The sequence below is a fragment of the Vibrio sp. AH4 genome (genome assembly GCF_030710545.1).
Classification (GTDB): Bacteria; Pseudomonadota; Gammaproteobacteria; order Enterobacterales; family Vibrionaceae; genus Vibrio; species Vibrio metoecus.
Genome location: NZ_JALAIV010000001.1, coordinates 1,673,278 through 1,691,946 on the forward strand (window position 1 = coordinate 1,673,278; position 18,669 = coordinate 1,691,946).

At 48.3% G+C, this 18,669-nt stretch carries 15 protein-coding genes; 10 read left to right on the forward strand and 5 right to left on the reverse strand.

Annotation, left to right across the window (positions count from 1 at the left end):
- Positions 1-178 precede the first annotated feature (178 nt).
- A complete protein-coding gene (locus tag MKA69_RS07895) occupies positions 179-412 on the forward strand; it encodes a zinc ribbon domain-containing protein (RefSeq protein WP_000369854.1) in 234 nt (77 codons plus the stop codon).
- Here MKA69_RS07895 and xseA read toward each other — a convergent pair.
- Entirely contained in the window at positions 393-1,733 is a 1,341-nt protein-coding gene (gene xseA / locus MKA69_RS07900) for an exodeoxyribonuclease VII large subunit (protein WP_305847793.1), read from the reverse strand. The genes MKA69_RS07895 and xseA overlap by 20 nt on opposite strands.
- Positions 1,734-1,941: 208 nt before the next feature.
- On the opposite strand from xseA, the gene guaB reads away from it, so the two are divergent.
- From guaB to MKA69_RS07930, 6 genes are all read left to right on the forward strand, one after another.
- Entirely contained in the window at positions 1,942-3,405 is a 1,464-nt protein-coding gene (gene guaB, locus MKA69_RS07905) for an IMP dehydrogenase (protein ID WP_000944166.1), read from the forward strand.
- A gap of 107 nt (positions 3,406-3,512) precedes the next feature.
- The gene (gene guaA / locus MKA69_RS07910) at positions 3,513-5,066 is read left to right on the forward strand and encodes a glutamine-hydrolyzing GMP synthase (RefSeq protein WP_000164602.1); all 1,554 of its coding nucleotides are present in this window, start codon (positions 3,513-3,515) and stop codon (positions 5,064-5,066) included.
- 235 nt (positions 5,067-5,301) lie between these two features.
- The gene (locus tag MKA69_RS07915; protein WP_305847794.1) at positions 5,302-7,017 is read left to right on the forward strand and encodes a chitinase; all 1,716 of its coding nucleotides are present in this window, start codon (positions 5,302-5,304) and stop codon (positions 7,015-7,017) included.
- Positions 7,018-7,207: 190 nt separating this feature from the next.
- Positions 7,208-7,801, forward strand: a complete 594-nt coding sequence (locus tag MKA69_RS07920) for a GPR1/FUN34/YaaH family transporter (protein WP_000104914.1) — start codon at positions 7,208-7,210, stop codon at positions 7,799-7,801.
- Between the two features lie 219 nt (positions 7,802-8,020).
- Positions 8,021-8,923 carry a LysR family transcriptional regulator gene (locus MKA69_RS07925; RefSeq protein WP_305847795.1) on the forward strand — a complete coding sequence of 301 codons (903 nt, stop codon included), beginning with the start codon at positions 8,021-8,023 and terminating at the stop codon, positions 8,921-8,923.
- A 108-nt stretch (positions 8,924-9,031) separates the two neighbouring features.
- Positions 9,032-11,014 (forward strand): alkyl/aryl-sulfatase, encoded by a 1,983-nt coding sequence (locus MKA69_RS07930; protein WP_305847796.1) that lies wholly within the window; start codon positions 9,032-9,034, stop codon positions 11,012-11,014.
- A 79-nt stretch (positions 11,015-11,093) separates the two neighbouring features.
- Here the strand turns inward: MKA69_RS07930 and MKA69_RS07935 are convergent, their stop codons facing one another.
- Both MKA69_RS07935 and MKA69_RS07940 read right to left on the reverse strand, forming a co-directional pair.
- Positions 11,094-12,644 (reverse strand): sodium:alanine symporter family protein, encoded by a 1,551-nt coding sequence (locus tag MKA69_RS07935; protein WP_001190510.1) that lies wholly within the window; start codon positions 12,642-12,644, stop codon positions 11,094-11,096.
- A 370-nt stretch (positions 12,645-13,014) separates the two neighbouring features.
- Positions 13,015-14,277, reverse strand: coding sequence for a D-amino acid dehydrogenase (locus MKA69_RS07940; RefSeq protein ID WP_305848234.1), 1,263 nt, complete (start codon positions 14,275-14,277; stop codon positions 13,015-13,017).
- 103 nt (positions 14,278-14,380) lie between these two features.
- Between MKA69_RS07940 and MKA69_RS07945 the strand changes: the two genes are divergently transcribed.
- The 3 genes from MKA69_RS07945 to MKA69_RS07955 all read left to right on the forward strand — a co-directional run bounded on the left by MKA69_RS07945 (position 14,381) and on the right by MKA69_RS07955 (position 16,194).
- Positions 14,381-15,313, forward strand: coding sequence for a LysR substrate-binding domain-containing protein (locus MKA69_RS07945; RefSeq protein ID WP_305847797.1), 933 nt, complete (start codon positions 14,381-14,383; stop codon positions 15,311-15,313).
- 124 nt (positions 15,314-15,437) lie between these two features.
- Entirely contained in the window at positions 15,438-15,767 is a 330-nt protein-coding gene (locus MKA69_RS07950; RefSeq protein WP_000468219.1) for a DOPA 4,5-dioxygenase family protein, read from the forward strand.
- A gap of 154 nt (positions 15,768-15,921) precedes the next feature.
- Positions 15,922-16,194, forward strand: a complete 273-nt coding sequence (locus MKA69_RS07955; RefSeq protein ID WP_000961034.1) for a hypothetical protein — start codon at positions 15,922-15,924, stop codon at positions 16,192-16,194.
- Positions 16,195-16,227: 33 nt separating this feature from the next.
- On the opposite strand, the gene MKA69_RS07960 is transcribed toward MKA69_RS07955, so the two are convergent.
- Positions 16,228-16,911 carry a response regulator gene (locus MKA69_RS07960; protein ID WP_000970287.1) on the reverse strand — a complete coding sequence of 228 codons (684 nt, stop codon included), beginning with the start codon at positions 16,909-16,911 and terminating at the stop codon, positions 16,228-16,230.
- A gap of 13 nt (positions 16,912-16,924) precedes the next feature.
- Positions 16,925-18,622 carry a sensor histidine kinase gene (locus tag MKA69_RS07965; RefSeq protein WP_114717684.1) on the reverse strand — a complete coding sequence of 566 codons (1,698 nt, stop codon included), beginning with the start codon at positions 18,620-18,622 and terminating at the stop codon, positions 16,925-16,927.
- Between the last annotated feature and the right edge of the window lie 47 nt (positions 18,623-18,669).

Below are 18,669 nucleotides of genomic sequence, written 5' to 3' on the forward strand. Positions count from 1 at the left end.
GGGCAGATCGCTGATCAATGCCTTCTGAGCGTATGATCAAGCGAGGATCTTGTTTAAAAGAGTATCAGGTATTGATTAAATGCTGCGCATTAAACCCATTAGGCGTGATAAGGATCATGGCATATGATCTCTTTGCACTAGATTATGTGACGCAATGCAAAACGATAAGGAGAGAGTCATGGACAATCCATGCCCGAAATGTGGTCAAGAGCTAGAGTGGACGGGTCAGTATCACTGTGCTGCTTGTGATGAGGATTATCGTAAAGTGGGGATGTGCCCCGAGTGTGACAGTGAATTAGAAAAACTGCAGGCTTGTGGTGCTGCCAACTATTTTTGCAATCAGTGTAATGAGCTGAAATCGAAATCAAAAATCCGTTTTGTCTTTCAGCCGGCTAACGAGGATTTACAGTAGAGACAATCTCTCCGTCAATTAATTGGGTGACCAAAGTGTCGCCCGCTTTCACTTGATTACCGTAACGCACTAGCTCGCCTTGAGCCGTGCGTGTCACCGAATAGCCACGTGCTAATGTTGCAAGAGGGCTGACCGCATCCAACTTTTCACTGAGTAAAGCAAGGCGATGACGAGCATGGATCAAATGATGCTGGATCGACTGATTCATGTGCTGTTCTTGTCGGATCAAGTTGAAACGCTGCTGACGGATCTGGTGGATAGGAGAGTTGAGCTGGATCTTATGACTCAAGCGATCCGAACGTTGCTGTTGAGTTGCCAGACGTTGCTGCATCTTTTGCTCAAGACGCAAGCTGAGTTCATCAAGTTGCTGCTGCTGGCGCTCTAAACGAGCTTGAGGGTGCTGTTTATCGAGCTTGTGCTGTAAACGGGCAAATTGCGTATGCTGCTGCGCCAAATAGTGGCGCACGGCACTGGCCAGTTTGGCTTGCCATTGATGGAGTGCTTGCTGTTTATGGCGATGATCACGGCTAACGAGTTCTGCTGCCGCTGAAGGGGTTGGGGCGCGCACATCGGCGACAAAGTCAGCGATCGTCACATCAATTTCATGACCAACAGCACTGATAATTGGGATTTCACTCGCGGCGATGGTACGCGCCACGATTTCATGGTTAAAACACCATAAGTCTTCTAAAGAACCCCCTCCACGACCCACGATCAACACATCACACTCCGCGCGTGAATTGGCACGGCCAATCGCTTGGGCAATTTGAATCGCGGCATCTTCGCCTTGTACTAGGGTGGGGTAAATCACTACGGGCAAATTCGGGTCACGGCGCTTGAGCACGTGTAAAATATCGTGCAGTGCGGCACCGGTACGTGAGGTGATAATCCCCACACAGCGAGGGTTTTCTGGAAGTGCTTTCTTGCGCGTCTGAGCAAACAAGCCTTCGGCGGCGAGCTGCATCTTCAGTTGTTCAAACTGTTGTTGCAGGCGGCCATCCCCTTCAGGTTGCATGCTTTCTAGGATGATTTGGTAGTCACCACGCGGTTCATACAGTGAGAGTCGAGCTTTAACCAACACTTGCTGACCATTTTGCGGTTTGAAGTTAACCAGACGGTTATTACCCTTGAACATCGCGCATTTTACCTGCGCTTGGCTGTCTTTTAGGGTGAGGTACCAGTGACCAGAAACGGGGGCGGAGAAGTTTGAAATTTCACCCACCAACCAGACGATCCCCATTTCATTTTCCAGTAATAAACGAACTTCAGAATTTAAACGGGAAACTGTGTAGATATTTCGATTGGCGAGAGAAGAAGACAACGCTGATTCCTCAGACGTGGGTATGGAAATTAGCCGCAATATAATACATATCAAGGGGTGAAATGCAAATAAAAAATGAAAAAATGTGTAGTCAACCGATTGCCTCGGGCGTATAATCCGTCCGCAATATCAAATATAAATCCATTTTATTAGGCGAAACGATGAAGTGGATTTCCGTTGTTAACACTCCTGTTGTGAGATATTGCACATGCTACGAATCGCAAAAGAAGCTCTAACCTTTGACGATGTTCTACTCGTCCCTGCTCATTCCACCGTTCTTCCAAACACTGCCGATCTTCGCACTCGGTTGACCAAAAATATTGCGCTGAACATTCCTATGGTTTCAGCGTCTATGGACACTGTCACGGAAGCACGTCTTGCGATCGCTCTGGCTCAAGAAGGCGGCATTGGCTTTATTCACAAGAATATGTCGATTGAACAGCAAGCAGCTCAAGTTCACCAAGTGAAAATCTTTGAAGCCGGTGTGGTTACTCACCCTGTGACGGTTCGCCCTGAACAAACCATCGCTGATGTAATGGAATTGACTTACCACCACGGTTTTGCGGGTTTCCCTGTTGTAACAGAAAACAATGAACTGGTTGGTATCATCACTGGCCGTGACGTTCGTTTCGTTACTGACCTCACCAAATCGGTTGCCGCAGTCATGACGCCAAAAGAGCGCCTAGCGACGGTAAAAGAAGGCGCAAGCCGTGCTGAAGTGCAAGAAGAGATGCACAAAGCGCGTGTTGAGAAAATTCTAGTGGTGAATGATGAGTTCCAACTTAAAGGCATGATCACCGCGAAAGACTTCCACAAAGCCGAAAGCAAACCCAATGCATGTAAAGATGACCAAGGTCGTCTGCGTGTTGGTGCTGCTGTTGGCGCTGCTCCAGGCAACGAAGAGCGTGTTAAAGCCTTGGTTGAAGCGGGCGTTGACGTACTGCTGATCGACTCTTCTCACGGCCACTCAGAAGGTGTTCTGCAACGTATCCGTGAAACTCGCGCGGCTTACCCACACCTTGAAATCATCGGTGGTAACGTGGCGACCGCTGAAGGTGCGCGCGCTCTTATTGAAGCGGGCGTGAGTGCTGTGAAAGTCGGTATTGGCCCAGGTTCTATCTGTACGACTCGTATCGTAACGGGTGTGGGTGTTCCTCAAGTTACTGCGATTGCGGATGCGGCTGGCGTGGCTGAAGAGTTCGGTATTCCTGTTATCGCAGACGGTGGTATCCGTTTCTCTGGCGATATTTCTAAAGCGATTGCTGCTGGTGCATCTTGTGTGATGGTTGGCTCTATGTTCGCTGGTACCGAAGAAGCACCGGGCGAAGTCATTCTGTTCCAAGGCCGTTCTTACAAAGCCTATCGCGGTATGGGTTCACTGGGTGCGATGTCAAAAGGTTCATCAGATCGTTACTTCCAAACCGATAACGCTGCGGACAAGCTGGTTCCAGAGGGCATCGAAGGCCGCATCGCTTACAAAGGTCATCTGAAAGAGATCATCCACCAACAAATGGGCGGCCTACGCTCTTGTATGGGTCTGACTGGCTCTGCCTCAGTAGAAGATTTGCGTACTAAAGCTCAATTTGTACGCATCTCTGGTGCGGGTATGAAAGAGTCTCACGTACATGACGTGCAGATCACGAAAGAAGCTCCAAACTACCGTCTGGGTTAAGCGTAAACGTTTGCTTTAATGCTTGATGACTGAATGTGAGGCGAGTAGACTCGCCTCCGTTTTAAGACTTCCTGTTTTTAATACTTGGCTGATAAGACTGCTAAACAATGACTAAGAATATTCATGACCAACGAATTCTGATCCTCGATTTCGGATCTCAATATACCCAGCTGGTTGCCCGTCGCGTGCGCGAAATCGGTGTGTACTGTGAGCTGTGGAGCTGGGATGTAGAAGAGGCGGACATTCGCGAATTCAATCCAGACGGCATTATTCTTTCTGGTGGCCCTGAAAGCGTGACAGAAGCGAATTCACCACGTGCCCCACAATATGTGTTTGACAGTGGCGTGCCAGTATTTGGTGTTTGCTACGGCATGCAGACCATGGCTGAGCAGTTAGGTGGCCGTGTAGCGACCTCTGATGAGCGTGAGTTTGGTTATGCTCAGGTGAAAGTCTCTGGCGAATCAGCGCTGTTTAAAGATCTTGAATTGACTCAAGACGTTTGGATGAGCCACGGTGACAAAGTGGTCGAAATTCCAGCTGATTTCGTAAAAATCGGTGAAACCGACACTTGCCCATACGCCGCGATGGCCAATGAAGAGAAGAAATACTACGGTGTGCAGTTCCACCCAGAAGTAACCCACACTCAAAACGGTTTGCAGATGCTAGAGAACTTTGTTCTTGGCGTGTGTGGCTGTGAACGTCTGTGGACGTCAGAATCTATCATTGAAGATGCCGTTGCACGTATTAAAGAGCAAGTGGGTAACGATGAAGTGATCCTTGGTCTTTCTGGCGGCGTGGATTCTTCTGTGGTTGCCATGCTGGTTCACCGTGCGATTGGTGATCGCCTGACTTGTGTGTTCGTGGATAACGGTTTACTGCGTTTGAACGAAGGTCAACAAGTGATGGATATGTTTGGGGACAAATTTGGCCTCAATATCATCAAAGTCGATGCAGAAGAGCGTTTCTTGAAAGCACTGGAAGGCATTGATGAGCCAGAAGCGAAACGCAAAACCATCGGTCGTGTGTTTGTTGAAGTGTTTGATGAAGAATCGAAAAAACTGAAAAACGCTAAATGGTTGGCACAAGGCACTATCTATCCAGATGTGATTGAATCTGCGGCTTCAAAAACCGGTAAAGCGCATGTGATCAAATCTCACCACAACGTGGGCGGTTTGCCAGATGACATGAAAATGGGCTTGGTTGAGCCACTGCGTGAGCTGTTTAAAGACGAAGTGCGCAAGATCGGTCTTGAGCTTGGCTTACCTTACAACATGCTTTACCGCCACCCATTCCCAGGGCCTGGCCTTGGTGTGCGTGTACTGGGCGAGATCAAGAAAGAGTACTGTGATTTGCTGCGTCGTGCGGATGCGATCTTCATTGAAGAGCTGCATGCAGCGGATCTGTACAACAAGGTTTCTCAAGCCTTTACTGTGTTCTTGCCAGTTCGTTCTGTTGGTGTGATGGGCGATGGCCGTAAGTACGATTGGGTTGTGTCATTGCGTGCAGTCGAAACCATCGACTTTATGACCGCACATTGGGCGCACCTGCCTTATGAGTTCTTGGGTAAGGTTTCCAACCGCATTATCAACGAAGTGAATGGCATCTCTCGCGTGGTGTATGACATCTCCGGTAAGCCGCCAGCAACGATTGAGTGGGAATAATATTCCGCAAAGTGTATATAAAACCTCAGGCATAGCCTGAGGTTTTTCTTTTCTCCACAGATTCTGTTGATTTTGTATTTCTGTTCAAAAACTTAGTGTAGAGCGCAGACGTACGATTTACATCGTCCTGAAATGGCTCGCAATTCTGGCTTTTTTCTTATTTTTCCCTATTAAATTAGTTATCAATAAGCCTACTCTCAAATGGATTATCAAGTTGAGAGAAGGACTTTCATCCATGTTTAAACTCAAACATACCGCGTGGTGGGTAGCCGTGGCATGCGCTTTGCCTGTGCAAGCCGCCATGAATATTCAACCAGATCCACAAAACCCGGGTGGGTATGTGGTGGCTAAAGCCGATATTGCCGCGGCAGAGCAAGCCAAAACCGCCAATCCTATGTACGGTATTTGGTCAAATGCTTTAGCTACACGCTCCAACGCGATTGTCGATGCGATTGAACCGGGACTGGCGACAAACCCTGATAACGTGAAACGGGTTGAGCGCGTATTTCCTGAGTCTGAGTGGGATTTCCTCACTCATATGGCGGCGCCAGAATACACCTATACCCGTTTCTTGCGTGCGATTGGTAAATTCCCAGCATTTTGTGCTGAATATACCGATGGCCGTAACTCAGACGCAATTTGTAAAAAATCGATCGTGACAGCGTTTGCTCACTTTGCTCAAGAAACCGGTGGGCATATTGCAAAAGACAACATTTCTGATAACCCATTAGCTTTGGAAGAGTGGCAGCAGGCTTTGGTGCATGTGCGGGAGATGGGCTGGTCTGAAGGACAAACGGGCTATACCACAGGGTGTGGCCAGAATGATTGGCAGAATAAGAAGTGGCCTTGTGCAACGGGTCAGGGATACTTTGGCCGTGGTGCAAAACAGCTTTCTTACCACTTTAACTATGGTGCTTTCTCTGAAGCCATGTTTGATGGTGATGCGACCGTATTACTTAATAACCCAGGTTTAGTGGCGGATTCATGGTTGAACCTTGCCTCTGCAATCTGGTTTTTCCTGACTCCGCAAGCACCGAAACCGGCGATGTTACACGTGATCGATCGTACTTGGGTTCCTTCACAACGTGAAATTGATGCAGGGATTGGCTACGGTTTCGGTACCACAATCAATATTATTAACGGTGGTATTGAGTGCGGCGAGCAGAACAAAGACAAAGGACAGCCAGTTAACCGTATTCGTTACTGGGAAGGCTTAGCGGCTCATTATCAAATTCCGATCGAAGCGGATGAGAAGAACACTTGCTGGCAGCAATTGCCCTACGGCAGTTTAAACCTTAATGGTGCGACCGATGTGCTTTACACCAACTGGGATGGTAACTGGAAATATTACCCAGATCGTCCGGGTGGTTACTCGTTTGAGTGTGAGTTGGTCGGTTTCCAAACCGCTTATTCCGCTTTAGTGAAAGGGGATTACGAGAAATGTGTGACAAACTTGTATGGTTCTCACGCGAGTTGGCCGAAAGTCCGCGTAGTAGAAAAACTCGATCCATTACCTACCGATCCGACAGATCCTCCCGCGGGTGGCGTATCCGCTTGGGATGCCGGAAAGGTATACAACAATGGTGATAAGGTCAGTTACAAAGGCGCAATCTACCAAGCTAAATGGTGGACGCAAGGTAATGATCCTACTTTAGGTGGCCCTTGGGCATTGGTTTCCGGTGAAGCAACCCCTCCAACCAATCCTGTTCCGCCAACGGAGCCTGTACCACCGACCAATCCAGTGCCACCAACGGAGCCGACAACACCGACTCCGGTTCCACCGACAGAGCCCGCACCTACAGATGCCATTGTGTGGCAACCAGGGGTAACTAAGGTGGCAAATGGTGACAAAGTCACCTTCAACGGCCAGTGTTTTATTGCAAAGAATAGTCCTGGAGTTTGGGAGTCACCAACCCAACCAAATTGGTTTTGGGATAAAGTTTCTTGCTAAATAATTGTATTTAAATGATTTATTTTATCGCTCAACTTCGGTTGGGCGATTTTTTATTCGCACCTGTAACCAACTATTTCAACAATCTAAGTTTCCAATAAGATCTTTTTTCTTTTGTCTGTCGGTTAATTAAAATCCGCGCGTAATTTTTACAAACATTTTTGAATTCACACTCTGAAGGTAAGTTCACATGTCAACTAAGCTAGCCAACCCAGCACCACTCGGTCTGATGGGTTTCGGTATGACCACCATTCTGCTTAATATCCATAACGCAGGTTTTTTCCCAATCGACTCGATGATTCTGGCGATGGGTATTTTTTACGGCGGTCTGAGTCAAGTTATCGTCGGCATCATGTGCTTTAAGCGTGGTGACACCTTCGGTACAACGGCATTTACTTCTTACGGTCTGTTCTGGTTGACGCTGGTTGGCTTGATCGTAATGCCACACATGGGTCTGCCTGCAAGCCCAGCGCCTTTCATGGGTTGGTACTTAGCTCTGTGGGGTATCTTCACTGGTTTTATGTTCATTGGTTCTCTGTGCTACCCAACTGCCAAGCAAGTGGTATTCGGTTCACTGACGATTCTGTTTGCTCTGTTGGCTGCTCGTGATTTCACTGGTAGCGAGCTGATTGGCACAATTGCTGGTTTTGAAGGCATTTTCTGTGGTGCAAGCGCAATCTACTTTGCGATGGCACAAGTGCTGAACAATGAATACGGTCGCGTTGTTCTGCCTATCGGCGAAAAGCGCGTACAGCCTGTTAAAGCGCAAGAGCTTGCAGCATAAGTTGATATTCTGGGAACGTATAAAGGGTTAGCCATCGGCTAGCCCTTTTTTTTTGCTTTGTTACCCGTGAGTCGATGCTACGTTGCTACGTGTTGGGTGAGTGAACAAAGCCGGTTAAAAAGTTAACTCAGTAGCAAGACGTCACAAAGTTGCGGGGCAGGGGGAGGTGAGATCGAGTAAGATCGCTCAAGTGTGATCAGGATAAAAACGGATGAGATAATGCTGCGAGATTATGACCTAAACCTACTGACAGTGTTTGATGCTGTGATGACGCTAGGCTCGGTGAACAGATCGGCAGAAAAGTTGAACATGACTTCCGCTGCGGTTAGCCAAAATTTGGCTCGTTTACGTGAACAAGTGGGGGAGCCTCTGTTTGTCCGGCAAGGGCGTGGATTACAGCCGACTCAGCACGCACTCAATATGCACAAACACATTTCCGAAGGTTTAAGTGCGATTCGTTTTGGACTTGAAGCGGATGCGAGTTTTGACCCTACAACCAGCACTCGCGAATTTATCATCGGTGGACAGGCGTATTTTGATTTGGTCGTGTTGCCGCAACTGCTGCAAAAAATCAGCGACATCGCTCCGCATATCACGGTCAATTTAAAATCCTATGAAGATGACCATTTCACCCCCAGTCAGGTGCTGAGTGAGCGAGAAGCCGATCTATTTTTAGCCTTACTTCCCATCAGCCATCCTTCGATTATCACCACTCAGATCACCGAAGAAGCTTTAGTAGTGGTGTACTCCAAAAATCATCCTCGGCTAGGGAATTCCTTGAGCTTTGAGCAGTTTTTTGCTGAAAAACACACGGCATTAACCAGTCGCCGTTTTGGGAACTATTTGTTTTCCAGCTTGGTGGAACAAGCATTGCCTGCACGTAGAGTCCATTATCAAAGTGATTCGATGTTGAACCTTATGGCGACCGCATCGGTGACGGATCTGCTGTGTTTTACGCCTAAGCGTTTGGCCGATATGTGGGCAGAAAAACTGGGGTTATCTATTCAGCCGTTACCGTTTGACATTCGTGCTGTTCCAACGTTTATCTGTTGGCACAAAGCCAAACAACAAGACAAAGGCTTGATCTGGTTGCGTGAGCAAATTGAGGCTGTGCTCTGTTGATAGTTAAGCAATGCTTAACTATTGATTATCGTTTGGCGAATCGTTCTGCAGCAATTTCTCTCATATTCTTGTCCTTGTTCCCTAATGACTCAGAAAGAGAGATATCCAATGAAAACAGTCTGTAAACCTACCTTGTTGGCTGTATTGGTTGCCACCTCAGCACCAGTTTTGGCCCATTCTTTTACTGCAGAAACCAAAGCGCCGAGTGCAACCACACAGGCTTTTGCTGCAGAGCAACGCAGCACGTTGCCATTTGCTGATCAAGAAGATTTCAAACTGGTCGAGAAAGGTTTGATCGCACAGCAAAAAGATCTCCAAATCAAAGATGCCAACGGCAAGGTGGTTTGGGAACTCGGTAATTACAGCTTCCTATTGGATGGGCGTGACTACGACAGTATTCATCCAAGTTTACAACGCCAAGCTCAACTCAATATGCACCACGGTCTGTATAAAGTAACTGATCGCATTTATCAGGTTCGTGGTTACGATTTGGCGAACATCACCTTTGTGAAAGGGGATACCGGTTGGATTGTGTTTGATCCTCTGACGGTTCCTGCGACATCAAAAGCCGCTCTGGATTTTGTGAATCAAGAGTTGGGTGAGCGTCCGGTGAAAGCCGTAGTTTACAGCCATGCGCATGCTGACCATTTTGGTGGCGTAAAAGGGATTGTGAGCCAAGAGCAAGTGGATCGTGGTGAAGTGCCGATCATCGCGCCAAAAGGTTTCTTAGATCATGCAGTTGCAGAGAACGTATTGGCGGGGAACGCCATGTCGCGCCGTACCACGTACCAATATGGTAACGTGTTGCCGAAAGGTGCCACGGGGCAAGTCGATGCTGCGATTGGTAAAAACGTAGCACAAGGTGAAGTTAGCCTGATTGCACCAACGAAAGTGATCACTGAACAAACGGAAACAGTGGTGATCGATGGTGTGACCATGGAGTTCCAGAACACGCCGGGAACCGAATCGCCAGCGGAAATGAACACCTACTTCCCACAGTTTAAAGCCTTGTGGATGGCAGAAAACACCGTTGGTGGTTTACACAACGTCTACACTCTGCGTGGTGCGGAAGTGCGTGATGCGCAAGCATGGAGTAAATACATCAATCAATCGATTCATAGGTACGCGAAAAAGGCGGATGTGATGTTCGCTTCACATTCTTGGCCACGTTGGGGCAATGACAACATCAACTATTTCCTACGTAAACAGCGTGATATGTACGGTTACATTAACGATCAGGCGCTGCGTTTGGCTAACCATGGTGTCACCATCAATGAGATTCAGGATGAATTCCATGTTCCTGATGTGCTAGCGAAAGAATGGTATAACCGCGGTTATCACGGTAGCTACCATCGCAATGCCAAAGCGGTGATCAACAAATATCTGGGTTACTTTGATATGAACCCTGCGACCTTGCGCCCGCTATCACCTACCGATGCGGCACCGAAATACGTGGCGGCAATGGGCGGCATGGCCAATGTTCTCAAGCAAGGACAGGCTGCGTTTGATCAAGGTGAGTACCGTTGGTGTGCAGAGATTGTCGATAAAGCCGTGTTTGCAGAGCCGAGCAATAAGCAGGCGCGTTACTTGCAAGCCGACTGCTTAGAGCAATTGGGTTACCAGAGTGAATCTGCTGGTGAGCGTAACACCTATTTGATGGGGGCTTATGAACTGCGCAATGGTTTACCAACCGTCTCAGCGACGAAAACGGCCAGTGCGGATATGGTGGTGGCGATGGATACCGAACTGTTCCTTGATTACCTCGGCGTACGTCTCAATGGCGATAAAGCTGCGGGAGTGGATTACACCATTAACTTCGTTCTGCCGGACGTGAACGAGAAATTCTTGGTTGAACTGGAAAACGCCCATTTGAATAACTTAAAAGGTATTCAATCGGATAAGCCAGATATGACATTGACGCTGAATCGTTCTGAATTGAATCAGGTGTTGATGGGCAAAACGACCATTCAACAGTTAGCTAAAGAAGGCAAGGCGACGATAGAAGGCAACGCCAAAGCGCTGACCGATATTGCAGGAATGCTAGATAACTTCGAGTTCTGGTTCAATATTATCGAACCGAAAACGAAGTAACCTTCACCTTGAGTTGAAAAATAAAGGGTTAGCGAATGCTAACCCTTTGACTTATTTATGTTGTGTTCACTGCTTTTTCTTATAGTGAGCTAGTTTGCTCTACCCTTTGGGTCTCTTTCACTTCCGCGGTTGGGGCTTTGCCCGTTTTGCGAAGATATTTTCCTTCCCAGTACGTCGCACCTTTGATGCCAAGTTTCACTGGGTTGAAAGTAAATTCGGTCACGCCTTGTCTTTGTTGGTCTTCATAATCCTTTAGTGCTGCCATGGTTGGCTTAGACATAAAGAAGATAATGATGATGCCGACGATGTTGAGCCAGGCCATCAAGCCGACGCCCACATCACCTAAAGCCCACGCCAAGTTGGCGGTTTTGACCGTACCGTAGAACACGGCAGCCATGAGCACGATTTTGAGCACAAACATCAAACCATCGACTTTGAAGGTACGGCGGATATAGGCCACATTCGTCTCGGCGATGTAGTAGTAAGCCAAAATCGTAGTGAAAGCGAAGAAGAACAGCGCAAACGCCACGAACGGTTTACCAATGCCGGGTAATGCACTATCTACGGCAATTTGGGTAAAGGCTGGGCTACTTGCGATGATATCCGCTGGCAAATTCTGTACAAGGAAGATGCCTTCACCCGCGCCGTGTACGTTGTAGGCTCCCGTGATCAAAATCATGAACGCGGTGGCTGAACAGACCATCAAGGTATCAATGTAGATAGAGAAAGATTGTACTAAGCCTTGCTGTGCTGGGTGTTCTACACTGGCTGCCGCTGCAGCGTGTGGGCCAGTACCTTGACCAGCTTCGTTAGAGTAAACCCCACGTTTTACCCCCCAACCAATCGCTGCACCTACACCGGCCATCGGCGAGAATGCATCACCTACAATCATCGCGATGATGCGTGGTACTTCACCGATGTTGAGCAGAATGATCACGAAAGCGGTGATGATGTACGCTAGCGCCATAAACGGTACGACGATCTGAGTGAAGCTTGCGATACGTTTTACACCACCAAAGATAATGAAGCCGAGTAGGATAGAAACCACTGTACCGGTGAAAATTTTGGCGAAACTAAAGGTACCGATAGCGGTTTCAATCATAGGGCCAGAACCAAACGCAGATTCAACCGCATTACCAATACTGTTGGATTGCACGCCCGGTAACAGCACACCACAAGCAAAGATCGTGGCAATTGCGAAGATCCAGGCATACCATTTTTGCCCCATGGCTTTTTCGATGTAATACGCTGGACCACCACGGAATTCACCGTTGTCTTCTTCCTTATAAATTTGCGCCAGAGTCGATTCTGCGTATGCGGTAGCGGCGCCAAAAAAGGCAACGGTCCACATCCAGAATACCGCACCTGGGCCACCAAAACCGATTGCTGCTGCAACGCCGGCAATGTTACCCGTACCCACGCGACCAGAGAGTGAGACTGCCAGTGCTTGGAAAGAGGAGATCCCTTTTGAGGATTCTTTATTATTTAGAAGTAGACGCCACATTTCGAAGAAGTGACGAACCTGTACAAAACGAGTCAGAATGGAATAAAACAAACCAGCGCCAAGGCAGAGATAAATCAGCGCCGGACTCCAGATGATTCCATTCAGAAAATCAACAAATGACTGCATAAGTAGTTTCCCTGTAAATGAGTTGTTGTGTTTATTGTGTCTGTTGTGTGTTCGGTATATTAATCTTTTTGTAACTCAAATGTTAATTCTTTTATCTGGCAAACAATGGATGCGTGACGCTGAACACAAAAACTGTTTATTTGCTGTACTACGGGCTGAGTATTGGATGATGTGGTGAATTTTTGGTCAATCTGGTGGGCGATGTGTGCTAGATAAAAATTTTATGCTTTGGTTGAGTCAGTTGAGATTCAATAAGAAATGACCAACATTTATTCGGTTTATTGAAGTTTTACACTGTGGGTTGGTGGCATGCGAATTGTGAGAGATGACTCTGCCATGCTCCTGCAGGCAGAGTCAAAAGGCCGCGCATTTAGGATGCTTTCGGATAACGGAACAGATCTAGCCCTAATCGGCTCAGTGTGCTTTCGCCCTGAGTGATCACGTCCGCTAAAATGCTGGCGGAGCCGCAGGCCATGGTCCACCCCAGTGTGCCATGCCCCGTATTGGTGTAGAGGTTGGTATAGGGAGTGGCACCGATGATTGGTGTACCGTCAGGTGTCATCGGGCGAAATCCCGTCCAGAATTGCCCTTGCGCAAAGTCACCGCCGCGTGGAAACAGATCGCGTACCACCATTTCAATCGTCGCTTTGCGTGCTTCTGGAATCGCGGGATCAAAACCGGCTAACTCTGCCGTTCCTGCTACGCGGATTCGATCGGCAAAACGGGTGAGTGCCACTTTGTAGGTTTCATCCATCACCGTGGATTGCGGCGCAAATTCCTCATCAATAATCGGCAAGGTTAGCGAGTATCCTTTTACTGGATAGACAGGAATATCAATGCTGAGCGGTTTGAGCAACGAGGTTGAATAACTGCCCAGTGCCACCACATACGCATCTGCTTTGAGCAAGCCTAAATCGGTTTGGACACCGATGATCTTTTTGCTTTCATTAACCAATTGTTGGATGTGGCAATCAAAGTGAAAGCGCACACCTTGTTGCTTGGCAAGTTCGGTTAACTGTTGGCAGAACAGGTAACAATCGCCCGTTTCGTCATCCGGTAACCATAGACCACCCACTAGCTTTTCCTGCACTGGGGCGAGCCCCGGTTCATGAATCAGACATTGCGCGACATTCAGCAACTCAAAACGTACGCCACTTTGCGCCAGAAGCTGCATGTCTTTTTCAATCGCGGCTAACTGCTTTTCATCACGAAATACTTGTAAAGTACCGCGTTGTCGGCCTTGGTAATCGAGTTGGTAGGTTTGATTGAGCGCTTTTAAACACTCACGGCTATGGTTGGCAATCGCCAACATCCGCGATTTGTTGATTTGGTAGCGCGAAAGTTGGCAGTTGAGCAGCATCTTACCCATCCAACTCAGTAACGCAGGATCGAGCGATGGCTGAATTTTCAGTGGCGCGTGTTCTTCTAGCATCCATTTCAGGGCTTTTTGCGGAATGCCTGGTGCGGCCCAAGGGGAAGAGTAGCCATAGGAAATTTGCCCAGCATTGGCAAAGCTGGTTTCTTCAGCACTACGTGGTTGGCGATCAACGACCGTCACATCGTGGCCAGCTTGCGCGAGATACCAAGCGCTAGTTAGCCCGACCACGCCACTACCTAAGACCAAAATCTCCATCATTGACTCCTTGCTCAATTTTCGGCTTAGTGTCTGAGGTTTACTTTTTGTTAACAATCGATAAAAATTATCACCACCCTTTAGTAAAACTAAAAGCAAGCCTATGTTAAAAAGCCAGCAAGTTGCCAGTTTGCATACTTTTATGCAGGTAGCTCAATACTCCAGTTTTAGCTTAGCTGCAGCGGCGCTTCACCTCACCACGGGGGCGATCAGCCAACAAATGTTGCAGTTGGAAGCGCAGTTGGGTTTTAGCTTGTTTGAACGGCACTCTCGCGGGGTGCGTTTAACTGAGGCGGGGCGAATCCTACTGACGACGGTGCAACGTAGCTATCAAGATATTGAGCAGACCATTCACAGTTTGGTGCCATCAACGGAGCGAAAAGAGATCCGGCTGAAACTGACACCGTCATTTGCGTTTAAATGGTTGGTGCCGCGCTTAGAGGATTTTTATCGCCGCCATCCTGAGATTCAGATTCAAACGTTCGCGGAAGGTGCGTTGGTGGATAGTGATCGGCGTGATTACGATCTGGCGATTGATTATGGCGCGTTCCCTTATCCGCGGCGAGATGCGCAATTATTGATGGAGGAGTGGTTATTACCCGTGATGAGCGCGACCTATCTCGCGGCTCATTCCTGGTTACAGGAGGATTGGGCAAACGCAGAAAATTGGCAGCAGGTCGTGCTACTGCATGATGCGATGCCGTGGGCGAATGCGGCACGCGACCAAGAGTGGCACTACTGGGCTCACCAGATGGGAATTACCTTGCCTGAGCGGCGTGATCACTACTTCAACCGCACGGATATGGCGATGTCAGCTGCAGAGGCCGGAGTGGGGATTGCAATGGCGCGTACTGCCTTACTTTCAAACGAACTCGATACGGGGCGTTTGGTCACCCCGTTTGCTCCCATTCGGGCCAAGGCTGGCTACTTTTTGATTACTCACCAAGCCACTGACGCGACGCAAGTTTTTTGCCAGTGGTTGCAAGCGCAAATTCCGGCGCAGGTTAGCCAAACTGATAGTCATTCTGCGTTATAGGGGCAGCGTGTTTTGCACTCTCGTTCGAAGAAATCGACCTTATTGTGCAAATTCGCCTGCTGATATTGTGCTTAGTGTAGCGCTATGCTGACCTCGTCCTATTGTTATCTCCTAAGGAGTTACTATGTTTCATGCTCATGTTTATTTTGATCCAGACCAAGCGATCGTCGCTGAACGTTTTCGCCAACAAATTGCCCGTGAACGCCGTGATGTGATCGCTTTATTTGGCCTAGTGCCACGCCGTGTTGGCCCGCATGTCAAACCGATGTTTGAACTGCATTTTCGCGATAATCAGTATGGGCTTATCGAGTGGTTAGAGGCGAATCGCGGTGCGTTGAGTGTACTCATTCATCCGGTATCGGGAGATGACGCTTATGACCATCAAGATGACCAGATCCGCTGGTTGGGTGAGGCGCTAGGCATTAATCGCACGATTTTCCGTTACATTCATTAAGCACTCAATCGGCAAGGGTTGCGTGGTGTTAGCAAGATAACGCCATAAAAACCAATAAGATTTTTATCGCTACGGTGAACTTTGAATCGCTTCATGCTTAGGTGAGTCGAAATCCATTGTAATAGGGCGACTCAATAGCCACAGTGGTGATGCGATGTTAGTAAGAAAAGTTTCTAGAGATTTGGCTTCCGCCGAAGCGCGAGAAAATTGGTTGGCCTATTGGCAGCACTTTAGCCGAAATAGCCAAGCGTTTTGTGCTGAAATCAACTGTTTAATCCCTTCGTCGCAGGCGATGTTGGTGAAACGCGATAAAGATGAAGAAGGGGTATTTGTGATCCCACTTTGTCAGTGTCACAGCAACAACTTAGAAGGGATGTTGGAAATAGGGGAGAGCACTGAAGTGATCCCCTTCCATTACACTTTGTAACTCATGCCTGATGCATTCAACATGCTGGGTGGGTTAGCGCTTTTGATAAAGCCGCTCAGGACGGCCCACCCGACCATGCTGAATGCAGGCTTCCAGAAAACCACTGGCCACACAATATTCAAGATAACGTCTGGCCGTGGTTTTGCTGATCCCAATCGCTTGTCCTAACAATTCTGCGGTGTAGGCCGCTTGCGGTTCATGGTGATAAATCTCTTGGATTTTGATTAAGGTCAGCTCATCAATCCCTTTCGGCAACCCATCAAGCTGATCGGTTTTGGCTTGAAAATTAAACAGCTCATCGACGTGTCGTTGATTCACACTGTCATTGGCGCGCAGCGAGCTGATGTATTTCAGATACCGTTCCAGCGAGTTTTGTACTCGATCGTAGGCGATCGGTTTTAACAGGTAATCAAAAACCCCGCAGCGTACCGCTTCGCGCACGGTCTCCATATCCGAAGCGGCGGTGATAAAAATGACATCCGGCGCTTGCGGTTGATGGGTTAGCTCTTTCAAAAACTCAATGCCACGCCCGTCGGGCAGATAGTTATCCAAGAAAATCAGTTTAGGTTTGAGAATGCGCACCATATTGCGCGCTTCGTTGATACTTTGTGCCACGCCGACTGGGCGAAAGCGGGCGGTTTGTTTGAGATAAAAGCTGTGCACGTCAGCAATACTCGTTTCATCCTCTACGATCAATACGTCGATTAATTCCATCATAATCAAACTCTTCTTATGCCCGTTCGGCAAGCGCTGGAAGGTTTTCCGCCGCAAGCGTTTTGGGTCTATTGGGAATAAAAATAGAAAAAATAGTCCCTTGCGGCTCCGCACTGTCGATAAGAATCGATCCATGAGCCTGAGTGACAAATTGATGGACAAGGTAAAGTCCGATACCGTGTCCTTCTTGGTTTTTGCTACTCACTCCCTTGAGAAACAAAGTTTGCGCGATGTCGGCCGAGATCCCGATGCCGTTGTCCGCCACTTCAATCACCAACTCCGCACCGTTATCGGTCAGCAGCAGGGAAATGGTTTTATTGCTGTGTGGATTTTTTAGCGTGGCTTCAAACGCGTTATCCAGCAGATTGCCAAGTACCGCCGCCAGTTCATCTGAGGTCATGCACTGCGGCTCTTGGTGCAGATGCGATAGCGGATCGAACTCTAAACACAGTCCTAACTCTTTGGCGCGGCTGTATTTCCCCAGCAGTAACCCCGCGATCACTTTCGGGTGAAAAGTTTGGGCGATGAAATCGATCAGCTGTTGCTGCTCTGCCGTTTCGCGGCGAATGGTTTTCACTGCTTCGTCATATGCACCGATTTGAATTAGGCCGCCGATGGTCGAGAGGCGGTTGGCAAACTCGTGACTCATCACGCGCAAATTATCGTTATGTTGACGGATCTGGGTGAGCTGCGAGGTGAGCGTGTTGAAATCATTGCGGCGACGAAAACTGACCACCCAGCCGATTTGTTGCTGCCCAGAATTGATTGGCACCCGATTCGCAACCAAGGTTTCACCATTACAGCTGATCAGTTCATCTTGCTGGCTGACACGGTTTTGCTGCGCCAACTTGCCAAACGGGCTTGCGCCCATAAAAAAGCAGGTTGGAGTGATAAACTCTTGAACATTACGCCCAATCAAATGATTCGGCTGGTGGGCAATGCCTAAAATATTCAGTGCCTTAGCATTGACGGACAGGATTTCCCCTTTCAAGCTGATCGCGACGATACCTTCATACACACTTTGTAAAATCGACTGCTGTAGGTTGAGGTTCATGGCGATCTCTTCCGGCTCCATATTGAACATCTGCTGTTTGATATGGCGGGTAAAGAGCCAAGCACCAAGCGCAGAAAGCAGCATTAAAATCAGCACAGTGAAAATCACTGGGTAGGAGTAAACCCGCAGCCAACTGCTGATGTTATCGAGCAGGTAGCCAACAGAAACCACGCCGAGGATCTCTCCCGAAGGGGCGACAATCGCGGCTTTGCCACGAATGGCCCAGCCTAGGCTGCCTTTTTGGGTTGAGGTGTAATATTCGCCCTCTTTTAATGCACGACGGCTGTCACCGCCTTGCATCGGTAAACCGATTTTTTGCTCATCCGGATGCGCGATGCGAATGCCATTGGCATCACCAATCACAATAAAATTGGCATCCGAGATGCGTTGTAAACGATCGATTTTGGCCTGCACTTCAGCAAGCCGATTTTGTTGGATCAGCACGATGAGATTGGGGTCGGTCGCAATTTCGCGCGCTTGGATTAGCGCTTTGGTGCTGATCTGATCTTGTAAGGTTTCACTTAAGGTTTGATGAAAAAAGCCAGCCACCAGCGAAAGCTGGATCACCACCATAGCCACCAAAAGAGCGCCGACCCTCTGTTGAAACGAAAGCGTCTGGCAGACCTTGGTGTGTAAAAATTGCGTGAGGGATATGTTCATGCCGGCGAGTCTATCCTTGCTATAAATGAGGCTTATTGATTGGGGTC